This window comes from Mucilaginibacter sp. AK015, assembly GCF_014200785.1.
Lineage (GTDB): Bacteria > Bacteroidota > Bacteroidia > Sphingobacteriales > Sphingobacteriaceae > Mucilaginibacter.
In genome coordinates, this window is sequence record NZ_JACHCV010000001.1 from 2,031,479 (window position 1) to 2,043,369 (window position 11,891).

At 45.7% G+C, this 11,891-nt stretch carries 12 protein-coding genes; 5 read left to right on the forward strand and 7 right to left on the reverse strand.

Annotated features, from left to right (window positions below; translation table 11 throughout):
* Window positions 1–257: 257 nt before the first annotated feature.
* The 5 genes from HDC91_RS09015 to HDC91_RS09035 form a co-directional block, all read right to left on the reverse strand.
* Window positions 258–2,450 (reverse strand): alpha-galactosidase, encoded by a 2,193-nt coding sequence (locus tag HDC91_RS09015; protein ID WP_370576801.1) that lies wholly within the window; start codon window positions 2,448–2,450, stop codon window positions 258–260.
* Between the two features lie 95 nt (window positions 2,451–2,545).
* A complete protein-coding gene (locus HDC91_RS09020) occupies window positions 2,546–3,940 on the reverse strand; it encodes a di-heme oxidoredictase family protein (protein ID WP_221262133.1) in 1,395 nt (464 codons plus the stop codon).
* Between the two features lie 27 nt (window positions 3,941–3,967).
* Window positions 3,968–5,032, reverse strand: a complete 1,065-nt coding sequence (locus HDC91_RS09025; protein ID WP_183550754.1) for an imelysin family protein — start codon at window positions 5,030–5,032, stop codon at window positions 3,968–3,970.
* Between the two features lie 5 nt (window positions 5,033–5,037).
* Window positions 5,038–5,463 carry a ubiquinol-cytochrome c reductase iron-sulfur subunit gene (locus tag HDC91_RS09030; RefSeq protein ID WP_183550757.1) on the reverse strand — a complete coding sequence of 142 codons (426 nt, stop codon included), beginning with the start codon at window positions 5,461–5,463 and terminating at the stop codon, window positions 5,038–5,040.
* A 4-nt stretch (window positions 5,464–5,467) separates the two neighbouring features.
* Window positions 5,468–6,697 carry a hypothetical protein gene (locus HDC91_RS09035; protein WP_183550760.1) on the reverse strand — a complete coding sequence of 410 codons (1,230 nt, stop codon included), beginning with the start codon at window positions 6,695–6,697 and terminating at the stop codon, window positions 5,468–5,470.
* Between the two features lie 123 nt (window positions 6,698–6,820).
* Here HDC91_RS09035 and HDC91_RS09040 point away from each other — a divergent pair, with 123 nt between their 5' ends.
* A complete protein-coding gene (locus tag HDC91_RS09040) occupies window positions 6,821–7,426 on the forward strand; it encodes a DUF1684 domain-containing protein (protein ID WP_183550763.1) in 606 nt (201 codons plus the stop codon).
* 103 nt (window positions 7,427–7,529) lie between these two features.
* Here the strand turns inward: HDC91_RS09040 and HDC91_RS09045 are convergent, their stop codons facing one another.
* Complete coding sequence (locus HDC91_RS09045) at window positions 7,530–7,715, reverse strand: CsbD family protein (protein WP_138805093.1); 186 nt, start codon at window positions 7,713–7,715, stop codon at window positions 7,530–7,532.
* Between the two features lie 116 nt (window positions 7,716–7,831).
* Window positions 7,832–9,766 carry an acetate--CoA ligase gene (gene acs / locus HDC91_RS09050; RefSeq protein WP_370576812.1) on the reverse strand — a complete coding sequence of 645 codons (1,935 nt, stop codon included), beginning with the start codon at window positions 9,764–9,766 and terminating at the stop codon, window positions 7,832–7,834.
* 217 nt (window positions 9,767–9,983) lie between these two features.
* Between acs and rpmB the strand changes: the two genes are divergently transcribed.
* The 4 genes from rpmB (at window position 9,984) to ftsY (ending at window position 11,847) form a co-directional block, all read left to right on the forward strand.
* Complete coding sequence (rpmB, locus tag HDC91_RS09055) at window positions 9,984–10,217, forward strand: 50S ribosomal protein L28 (RefSeq protein WP_121246453.1); 234 nt, start codon at window positions 9,984–9,986, stop codon at window positions 10,215–10,217.
* 77 nt (window positions 10,218–10,294) lie between these two features.
* Complete coding sequence (gene rpmG / locus HDC91_RS09060) at window positions 10,295–10,477, forward strand: 50S ribosomal protein L33 (RefSeq protein ID WP_121246452.1); 183 nt, start codon at window positions 10,295–10,297, stop codon at window positions 10,475–10,477.
* A 73-nt stretch (window positions 10,478–10,550) separates the two neighbouring features.
* A complete protein-coding gene (locus tag HDC91_RS09065) occupies window positions 10,551–10,709 on the forward strand; it encodes a DUF4295 domain-containing protein (protein ID WP_162430951.1) in 159 nt (52 codons plus the stop codon).
* Between the two features lie 175 nt (window positions 10,710–10,884).
* On the forward strand, window positions 10,885–11,847 hold the full coding sequence (ftsY, locus tag HDC91_RS09070; RefSeq protein ID WP_183550768.1) for a signal recognition particle-docking protein FtsY: 963 nt from the start codon (window positions 10,885–10,887) through the stop codon (window positions 11,845–11,847).
* Window positions 11,848–11,891: the final 44 nt, after the last annotated feature.

An 11,891-nucleotide genomic window follows, 5' to 3' on the forward strand; every position in this document is an offset into this window, starting at 1 on the left:
ACTATATTAATTGTAAAACCTAACAATTTGGCCGCCGCAACAATGGTACAATACAGTTGCCCCTTACGCAATTACCTTAATAGTATTGGCCTTTGGCATGCTGCAAGGCCGTTATTCCTAAAAAAGGCAAAAACCGAAAAATCGCATGTTACTGATAATCAAGCGTTCATGAATGTTCACGGTGTTCACGTGCGCCGAACGTGAACACTGTAACCCCTATTCGCTTAAATATGCCCGACTTTTAAGCTATGTCGATATCAATTCACTTCGTCCAGTTGTATCACTACACTGGTATGGTAACTGCTTACTTCGGGGTTGATACCAACATTCATTAAAAAGTCGCCCTGGTAAACCATGTTGCCTTCCAACACAGAGCCGGTGCCGGGGTATAAGTTGATCTCCTTAACCGAGTATTTTTTCTGCGGATCAAGCCCCTTAAAACGGATAGGCGTCTTGCTGCCGGCATTATACCTGTTATTCACCAGGTAATTAAATACCACTGCTTTTGATCTGGAATCGTTCACATACATCAGCGATGCCACGTCGTTAGCCCATGGGCTTTGCAGGCGGTATTGATCTCCGTGCCAAATGATATCTTTAAGGTTATTATAGTTATTTATTGCTTCGTGGCAAAAAGCCAGTTCGCGCTCATTAAGCTTGCTTACTACAATATCGAAGCCCATTTTACCCATCATGGCAACATCAACTTTGTATTTGATTGGCTGTTTACCCCAATCAGTAACATGGTTTGAGCTGGCAATAGCCGGGAAAAAATACGAATACTCCCATTGGATAAACACCCTTTCAAGCGGGTCGGTGTTGTCGCTCGGCCAGTACTCGGTAAAGTATTTCAGCGCGCCGTAATCCACACGGCCACCCCCGCCCGAGCATAGCATAAGCGGCACTTTAGGATATTTGGCGCGTACCCTATCCAGCACTTTATACAACCCGCGCACATAGTCGGTGTACAGGTGCGATTGATTGCCCTTTAAATATTGCGAGTGCGCGTTATAAATAACCGCGTTACAATCCCATTTCAGATACGCCAGATCGGGGTTTTTGGTAAACAGGTTATCAACTATTCCAAAAACGAAATCCTGCACCTTAGGGTTGGTCAGATCAAGTACCAGTTGGTTGCGGAAATATTTTTCGGGCCGGCCGCTCTCTTTGATCACCCAATCCGGGTGTGCTTTGTAAAGGTCGCTGGCGGGGTTAACCATTTCTGGCTCTATCCATATCCCAAACTTTACACCGTTGGCCTGCGCCTCTTTAATAAGTGGTGCAATGCCGTTTGGTAATTTCAATCTGTTCGGCTGCCAGTCGCCCAGGCCGGCGGTATCGCCATTACGGGGGTGGTTGTTGCCAAACCAGCCATCGTCAAGTAAAAACATATCTACGCCAAGCTTTTTGGTATCCTTAATTAACTGGGCCAGCTTAGGTTCGTTAAAATCAAAGTAGGTCGATTCCCAGTTGTTCAGCAGGGTAAGCCTGCTGCCCTGGCCATCAACAATTTTGTATTTGCGTGCCCACCGGTGCATTTTACGGCTGGCGTCGCCTGTGCCATGGTCGCTGAACGTGTAAACCAGCGCGGGGGTTGTAAATTCCTCACCCGGTTTTAAATGGTACTCGGCTGCGGCATTGTTTATGCCGGCTATCAGCCTCAGGTAATTTGATGGCTCGGGGCTCAGCTCAAAATCAACCCTAAAATTGCCAGACCATTCTAACGACCCCAACAGCACCTTACCTTCATCCTCGGCAGCGGGTTTATCCATACTGATAATAAAGGTAGATGGCTCGTATAGGTTGGCGCGGGTACCCAGCTTACTGTCGATGGTTTTAATACCATGCGTAAGTTTACTTTCCTCGGGGCGCATTTCTGTAGCCCAGTTGCCGTGGTATTGTTTAAGCCAAAAGCCATCGGCCTTAAAATTAAGGTTGGCAGACGCGAACTTATTGAGGGTAACTACGCCTTTCTCATGATGCTCAATTACCGACCATTGTTCGGTAACATCCTCGTTAAAATAGGTCTTATAGTACAGTTTTACTTCAAATGGATAAGCGGGGTCTTTAAGGGTAACGGTTAACAACGAAACGTTGTCGTCCAGTTTATTTACGCTGTGGCTTACATAATGCAGATCGAGCGATTTATTACCATCGGCATGAGTAACCGTTATAGCAGGCTCCACCAGGTTTGCCGATCCGGATGGCGTATAAGCATCGTCCAATATCCCCGAATCGTCGTTGGGTTTGTACATTTTTTGGATGGTGCTATACTCCCGGGCATTACTCAGCCTGGTGCCAAAATAAACCATCTTCAGGTTTTTTTGAGCATCTGTTTGCAGCACCAGTGCATTATGCTGCGTTTCTACGGGGATAGTGACAACTTGTGCATTTGCGAATAAGGCACCCGCAATAAGGCATGCGGTTAACAGGTAATTTTTGCGTCTCACGTCAATAATTGGTTATAAATGTACGATAGACAATAATACGCTAAAAAAAGCCCTTAACAAAATGTTAAGAGCTTTTTATAATGGGTTTTATACAATTATAACGATTCGACGAACGCCACCAGCGCGTCGCGCTCTGTTTTCGACATATTATTTACCTTATTTTTTGCCGATGCCGCTTCGCCGCCATGCCACATAATAGCTTCCATTATGTTACGTGCGCGGCCATCGTGTAAAAAGTTGGTATGGCCGTTCACCTTTTGGGTGAGGCCTATACCCCATAGCGGGGCCGTGCGCCACTCGGTGCCGCTTGCCATAAAATCCGGGCGGTTATCAGCAAGGCCCGCACCCATATCATGCAAAAGCAGGTCGGTATAAGGATGTATCAATTGGTTGCTTACCTGCGGCAGGCTTACATCAACGCCGGTGCGTATATCGGCCTTGTGGCATTTTATACACCCGGCCGATCTGAACAAGCCCTTGCCTGCTATAACTTTGCTATCAGCAGCATTACGGCGTGCCGGGACCGAAAGCGTACGCACGTAAAACTGCACGCTGTGCAGCAGGCTATCGGTTAACTCGTATGATTTACTATTAGGGTCGCTGTCAAACTGGGTCTGGCCTTCACTGCTCTCTTTCGGAAACAGCGAATTGGTGATACCGATATCGCCGTTATAGGCCGCGGCTACCTGCTGCAACAAACTTGGCTGGTTTGCCTTCCATCCAAAACGCCCTAATACCTTTTTATTTTTAAGCACATCCCAAACCATGTTGGCCTTACCGCTTATACCATCGCCGTCGGCATCATCCGGATCGGCATTCGCCAAAATGGTGCCGTCTGCAATAGCCTCTAAAAGCCCCAGGCCAAATACAGGCGCTGCAACCCGCGGTGATAGCATAACATTACCAGGCATGGCGGTATACAATGCTGTAAAAGTATAAGTTGGTGCGCGTAGCTTATAAGTTGCGCCATCCGCAAACTTGTAGGTAGTTTCGGTATAGGTAATGGCTATATCGCCTTCGCGCGTTTTACCCAGCAATGCACGGGTTTGCAGCTGATCCCCATAGCCGGGTACAGGCACGGGGTTGCCGTGCTCGCCCTCGCCGGGGATGCTTAGCCTGAACAGCATATTGGCCGCCGATTCGCCCAAGCCCGGCACCTTACCACGCCCGTCGGATACGTGGCACGAGCTGCAGGCTACGTTATTAAATACAGGCCCTAACCCCGGGTTTAAAGGCGCCGGCGCCGATACAAAAGTGGCGTTGAATTGCCCGTCGCCTATTTCGTGCACCCGCAGCAGATTTGCCGGCAGCGTTGCAAAGGCATGCGAAAAAGCCCCGCCGCCCTCGTCGAAAGCAGTTTGGCTGCCGCCGCTTAACCACTCGCTATCGGGGTTATCATCTGGCGATATACTATCAGCTTTCCGGCAGGCTACCTGCAAAGCAACCATAGTGGCCAAAATAAATAATATAGCAATAGTAGTTTTTCTCATGTCGGGTATGTTCGCGCGGGTATGTTGTTATTTAGTGTACTGAATCAAAAATGGCTTCAATTTGCTATCAAGCACTTCGGCAAGTTCTGTTATCTTGGTCATCGCGTTCTGTACTTTCGACTGCTCTGACACTATCGCTTCGCCAAATGGCTTATCAATAGCGCCAAGCGCGGCAATTGCTGCCGCATGTTTGCTTTTTATCTCGGCATCTAATGATAGATTATTGGCGCGAACCACGTCTTCTATGCCCTTACCATCGGCAGTAAACCGCCCCTGGTAAATAGCCAGTATACCCTTTATATTATTTGTAAAATCGGTGATCGAGTTTTTAGCGAAGGGGCTTTCCTCCAGCATTGGGTCCTGCGCGTCAAATGGCTCCTTCAGTTTTGAATCGGCAACTTCGCCACATATACCTGCCATTGCATCGGCTATTTGCACAAAAGCGGCTTGCTGTGTGGTAAACTCGCCCGAACCTTTCCCTGCGTTAGCCAGCTGGGCGGTATAACCATTTGTCCAGTTATCCCTTACTTCTTTCGAAAGTTTTACCAGGTTTTGCGTAAGCGCAGCCAAAAAATCTTTTTCGCGCGGCTTAAGCTGGGCAGCGGTCTTTGTTCCGTTCTGTCCCCACAACAAATACTCTATCGGGTGAAAGCCCTTTAATGCGTCGTCAAGGCCGTCAACGTAAGCCTCATTCAATACATCGTTGCTATTTAATATAGTTTCAAGCGCGTTAAAATCAACCGGCCAGGTATCAATGCGCGGGTCAATATTCTCAGATTCAACAGGGCCAAATAACCAGGCCTCGCTTTGCTCCCAGGTGGTGCGTATAGCTTTCCATTTAACACGGGCAGTTGCTAAGTTATCATCATTGGTTGTGGTATTCAGCGCGGTTACCGCGGCCTGCAGCTCCTGTGTTTTAGCATACATATCTTCGTATGAAGCAGCGCAAACGTTGGCAGATATATTTGCCAGCACTTCTGTTTTTAAAGTGCTGTTATCAGCATTATTATCCGGATTATTTTTTGAGCATGATAACCCAAGCAACGTTAACGGCAACACCAGGGCGAGCGATCGTTTGATAAAAGTATTCATAGATATTAACTTAAATGTATGATGATTTGATTATTGATAACTTCGGTTGGATAAGTTTTTAAAGGGCGCAGGGCGGGCTCTTTAACCACCTTGCCTTCCAGGTCGAACACGCTGCCATGGGCGCTGCAAAATATTTTATTGGCTGCGGGCGTAAGACCAACGCCCTCGTGCGTGCACCTTAAATAAAGCGCTTTATAAGCATCGTCGTTTTTGATCAGCAGGATATCGTACTCCAGCTGTTTACTACGCACTACCAGCATATTGCCTTTATTGGCAAAAGCATCGGTGCCTACCGCTATTTGCCCGCCCGTTGTACCTGCCAGTTTGATCATGGGCAAGGGGGTTGAGCATGATTCTAAAAAAGACATACCCGCACCTATTAAAATACATGCCGCACATCCCGATTTAATAAAGCTTCTCCTGGTGCTCATACACTTAAAAATTATAGGCTACGCCTAAGTTTATAAACCCGTTGTTTTTAAAATAGGGTACCTGCTGCGGGAAAGGCGTTACAATAAGCGCCTGGTTAAATTCGCCGGTTATGCGGCGTACGTAGTCGCCTTTAATAGCAATGCCCCTAATGGGCTTATAAGTAAAGCCGCCAACTATATAATGCTTTTCATTAGCCTTATTTTCGATACCGTTTGATGGTATTTTAGCGTTCATATTCAAATACTCATACCTGCCAAAAAGGATAAATGCCTTCTCGCCTTTGCTGGCAGGGTATAGCAGGTCGTACCCTACTTCGGCATAGCCCCCGTACATGGTTTGCGGGGTATTGCTGGCAAAAGCGCGGTTAATGGCATCGGCATTTTTGACGTTTACTATGGTGCCTATTGCACGCACGGTAATTCCCGATCTGGCGTACTGTACGTTAACCTCGCCTAATGATACCGGGTTGCCAAACGGACCGGAGTTGAGCTCAAGGCTATCGGCCACACGCTGTTCTTTAGCAGTAGAGCCGCCAATATAACCCGATGCCTGCACCCTGAAATCGCCCGCATAGTATAACAATGCCGCGTTAACCCCCAGGTTTAAGCCATTGGCGGCCTGGCCCAATTGCCTGCCGCCGCCTATGCCCGTGGTGCTGTTAAACCCTTCAGAGTTTAACCCGTTGGTTACTGATAAGCTATAATTCAAGCCCGGTACCTGCGTAAACTGACCGTACAGACCAACGCCTATCTCGCGCCAGGTAGACGGAATAATTTGTTCTTCCAGGAAGGGCCTGTCAACCCCGTTAAAAGTTGTAGGCAGGTGGTTTTCGTTAATAAAACCTATGCGGGGCACAAACAAGCCGGCCACCAAATAAGTATTTGGGTTCAGGTTAAATTTCAGGAAAGCTTGTTCCATCGCAATTTCGCCTGCGCCGGTGCCACCGTTGGCTACCAGTGCATCTTCAACCTCCAATTCGGTAAACAGTGATATCTTATTATTGAATTTATGGCCAAGGAACAGCACCACTCGTTTCAGGTTCGCTTCGGCGCTCTTTCTTTTGGTATCTATGCCGTATTTGGCCTCGCCGTAACCGGATATAACCGTTGCCTGCTGTTTATATATTAATCCTGCGGAAAGGGAGTCTTCCTGCGTTAAAACCTGAGCCGACGCGCTGTTAACAAATAAACCGGCTATTAAGAATATGATTAAGGTAAAGCTCTTTAATTGCATATCGTAATTTTGACAGCAAATATATTATCCTTATTTAGATTAATTATAATTAAAAATAAAAAATATCTAAGCTTCATTTTATTACCGATACAATGGTGTAACTTGCCGACAGATGAAAAGAATATGAAGTACCTTTTACTTTTTTTAACGCTGATAACTTTTAATTGCGCAGGCCAGGATTATAGTACCCTTATAGCTGCTCATCGCCAACAGTATAAAGCAGATTTTATATCAGATAAACATTCGCCCTTAAAGGAAGCCGACCTGCAGAACCTGCACTTTTTTGATGCCGACAGCACTTATCGTGTTAATGCAGAGGTAGAGCTACTTACAAACCAAGAGGTTTTCAATATGCCTACCTTTAATGGCGCACAGCAGGCGTACGTTAAATATGCAGTTGTGAAGTTTATGCTTAAAGGCAAGGCGCAGCAATTGAACATCTACCAAAATGTCACTTTATCAAAACGGCCAGAGTTTGCCGATTATCTTTTTTTGCCTTTCCTGGATAAAACAAATTCTGAAGAGAGCTATGGCGGCGGGCGTTACATCGACCTTAAAACCACCGACATAAAAAACGGTTACATTGAACTGGACTTTAACAAAGCTTATAACCCATATTGCGCCTACAGCGATGGTTACCAGTGCCCCATGCCCCCGCGCGAGAACTACCTTGACCTAAAGGTTAAAGCAGGCGAAAAACAGTATACCGGCGAGAAAAAACATTTATAATAGTTGACGCCGGGCGAAAAGAAAAAGGACAAAAGCTTTGCCTTTGTCCTTTCGTCTTAATCATAAAATGATCAACTAATCGCTGATCACCAATATCCGATCTCTAAAGACTGTTTATCCAGTCAACCAATTCTTCACGGGTTTTGCCGGTTTTTTGCTGGATGCGGCCGAGTGTTTCATCGTCTTTCCCTTCTTCGTGTGCCAGATCGTCATCGGTCAGGTCGCCATAAGCTTGTTTTATCTTCCCTTTCAACTCGTTCCAACCGCCTTTTAATTCTAACTTATCCATTGTATGTTCTCCTATATATTTAGATGTATAGGATTAACGGATGGCCATTGGTTTGGTTTCAAAAAAAACAAGGGATAAAAGAAAAATCTTTCATCTTTTGTCTTTCATTCCTCAATTTACAACGCTCCAGCCTTTATCTCGTCAACCACCGCCGGGTCAAGCAATGTGCTGGTATCGCCTAAATTAGAGGTATCACCCTCGGCAATTTTTCTCAAAATCCTGCGCATAATTTTGCCCGAACGTGTTTTCGGCAGGCCGCTTACAAACTGGATCTTATCCGGCTTGGCAATGGCGCCAATAATGCGCGCAACGGTCATAATGATATCCTTCCTGGTAAGTTCGGGGTCGTCGTGCAGGTTGGGGCATACCACAAAGGCATAAACGCCCTGCCCTTTAATATCGTGCGGGTAACCAACAACGGCGCTTTCTACAACGCTGCTGTGCATGTTAATGGCGTTCTCTACTTCGGCGGTGCCAATACGGTGGCCCGATACGTTCAGCACATCATCTACACGACCGGTTATACGATAATAACCGTCTTCATCGCGCAGGCAGCCGTCGCCGGTAAAATACAAGTCAGGATAAGTGGCAAAGTAAGTTTGGCGGCAGCGCTCGTGGTCGCCGTAGGTAGTGCGCAGCATACCCGGCCATGGAAATTTCATACAAAGGTTGCCGCTTACACCGTTACCCTCAATTTCTTTACCATTCTCGTCTACCAATACGGGTTGTACCCCGGGCAGCGGTAAGGTGGCGTAACCAGGTTTGGTTGGCGTTATGCCGGCAATGGGCGATATCATAAAGCCGCCTGTTTCGGTTTGCCACCAGGTATCAACAATAGGGCATTTACCCTGCCCTATCTTATCGTTAAACCAGTGCCAAGCTTCCTCGTTAATAGGTTCGCCAACCGAGCCAAGCTTGGTAAGCGAGCTAAAATCCTTACCTTCTAATGCCTCGTCCCCAAAACTCATCAGCGAGCGTATTGCTGTTGGCGCGGTATATAATATGTTCACCTTATATTTCGCCACAATTTCCCACAGGCGGCCCTGGTTTGGCCACGATGGAATCCCCTCGAACATTACCGATGTTGCCCCCTGGGTAAGCGGCCCGTAGGCAATGTAAGAGTGCCCGGTTATCCAGCCGATATCTGCCGTACAGAAATAAACTTCGCCGGGTTGGTACTGAAAAGCGTTGCTAAACGTATAGCCTGTATAAACCATATATCCCCCGCAGGTATGCACTACGCCTTTCGGCTTACCGGTTGAGCCCGATGTATACAAGATAAACAGCATATCTTCGGCATCCATTTCTTCGGCCGGGCAATCGGGGTTACCCTGGGTCTCTACTTTTTTCACTTCATCTTCCCACCACACGTCGCGCCCTTTGATCATTGACACGGGCGTACGGCTTCTGGTTAACACAATAACCTTTTGTACCGATGAGCATTGTACCAGCGAGTCGTCGATAATTGATTTCAGCGGGATCTCTTTATTGCCCCTGTACCCGCCATCGGCAGTAATTACAATATGGCATTCGGCATCTTTTATCCTGTCGGCAATTGATTGTGCCGAAAACCCGCCAAACACAACCGAGTGGATAGCGCCTATACGGGCGCAGGCCAAAACGGCAATGGCCAGTTCGGGCACCATAGGCATATATATACATATACGATCGCCTTTTTTGGCGCCGTTGTTTTTTAACACGTTGGCAAACTGGCAAACCTTGCCATGCAGTTGTTTATAGTTTAATATACGGTGGTCTTCAGTAGGGTCATTGGGTTCCCAGATAATAGCGGGGGTGTCGCCGTTGTTTTCCAGGTGGCGGTCCAGGCAGTTTTCAGTAATGTTAAGTTTGGCGCCTTTAAACCATTCTACTTTTGGCTCTGTAAAGTTCCATTCCAGTACTTTGTCCCACTTTTTTTTCCATTGGAAATTATTGGCTATTTCCTCCCAAAATTGTTCAGGTTGTTCAACGCTTTTGCGGTACACCTGCTGGTATTCTTCAAATGATTTAACTTGCATGGTAGTATATAAATGGTGGTGTAAATTAGTAATTTCTACTTTATCTACCTATTAAAAATACAGCTTTTTAAATTTTTTTAAAAAGTATGTTTAACCGGCTTACTATGGATAATGGTGCGAAATATATCATTGCTGCCGGTAAAAAAGATTATTAAAAAATATTTTAAAAACACTGTTGCCTATCTCACTTAAAAACCTGATATTTGCAAACTCTTTTTAGGAGAAGAACGAGAATTAAAAAATATTTGTCATGTCAAGAATTTGTGATTTAACAGGAAAAGGCTACATGAACGGCTTTAACGTTTCTAACTCAAACGTTAAAACCAAGCGCAAGTTTTATCCTAACTTAAAGCTTAAAAGGTTTTATATCCCTGAAGAAGATAAATGGATCACGTTAAAAGTATCTACTTCGGCGCTTAAAACTATCAGCAAAAACGGTATAACAGCTTGTATCAACAAGTTTGTAAAAAAAGGCTCTATTTAATATTAATAGATTGTTGGGGCTATGGTTAAAGATGTGATATCTTAACAATTGGCAGGCAACTCAAAACATAACAGAAAATGGCTAAGAAAGGCAACAGGGTTCAGGTAATTTTAGAATGCACAGAGCATAAAACCAGCGGCATGCCGGGTATGTCTCGTTACATTACCACCAAAAACAAAAAGAACACTACCGAAAGACTGGAGATGAAGAAATTTAACCCGGTTTTAAGAAAAGTAACTTTACACAAAGAGATTAAATAATTTAAGCTTGATAGCTGTGATACGGTTACTAATTAACCGGTATTGTAAGCACAACTTATAAAAACATAAAAACATGGCAAAGAAAGTAGTTGCAACCCTGAAAACAGGCAAAGGAAAAGAATTTTCGAAGGTAATAACCATGACTAAGTCGCCACGTACCGGCGCTTACTCGTTCAAAGAGCAGATCGTTGCGAACGATTTCATTAAGGACGCCATTGCTGGTAAACAGTAATAACCTTTGATAAAAATATAAAAGCCGTCTTGTGATAACGAGAGGGCTTTTTTTGTTAGGTGCCTCACCCTAACCCTCTCCAAAGGAGAGGTACATAAGTGGGGTTAGTGAAGCGTTATTTATTAACTTTATAAAATAAAGTCCTCTCCTTTGGAGAGGGTTTAGGTGAGGCATTATGGGATTATTTGATTTTTTCAAGAAAAAGGAAACTACGCAGCAGGAACAGCAGGCGCTTGATACCGGCCTGGAAAAAACCAAGGATAGCTTCTTTTCAAAAATAACCAAGGTAATTGCCGGTAAAAGCACCGTTGACGATGATGTGCTGGACGACCTGGAAGAAGTACTGGTAACATCGGATGTGGGTGTAAGCACTACGCTTAAGATCATAGAACGTATACAGGCCCGTGTAGCAAAAGACAAGTATGTTAACACATCCGAACTTAATAACCTTTTAAAAGACGAGATACAGCAGCTGCTTGCCGAAAACAACAGCAACGATTTCCGTACGTTTGAGTACGGCTCGCAAAAACCCTATGTTATAATGGTGGTTGGTGTTAACGGTGTAGGTAAAACCACCACTATTGGCAAACTGGCCCACAAGCTAAAGCAAGCGGGCAGCCAGGTAGTTTTAGGCGCGGCCGATACTTTCCGCGCGGCTGCGGTTGACCAGATAAAGCTTTGGGGCGAACGCGTAGGCGTTAAGGTTGTGGCGCAGGCCATGGGCAGCGACCCCGCATCTGTAGCTTACGATACCCTGCGTTCGGCAGTGGCCAACGGCGACGATGTGGCAATTATTGACACTGCAGGCCGTTTACATAATAAAGTAGGCTTAATGAACGAGCTTACTAAAATAAAGAACGTGATGCAGAAGGTAGTACCAAGCGCCCCGCACGAAATTTTACTGGTGCTGGATGCCTCGACCGGGCAAAACGCTATTGAACAATGCAAACAGTTTACCGAAGCCACTGCCGTTAATGCCCTGGCTTTAACGAAACTGGACGGTACTGCAAAAGGTGGTGTGGTCATAGGGATATCCGATCAGTTTAAGATACCTGTAAAATACATCGGCGTTGGCGAAGGCATGGACCACCTGCAATTGTTTGACAGGACGGAATTCGTGAACAGCCTATTCAAGTAAGATATGGCGGCGCAGCCGCAAATAAATAAAGCGTCATTGCGAGA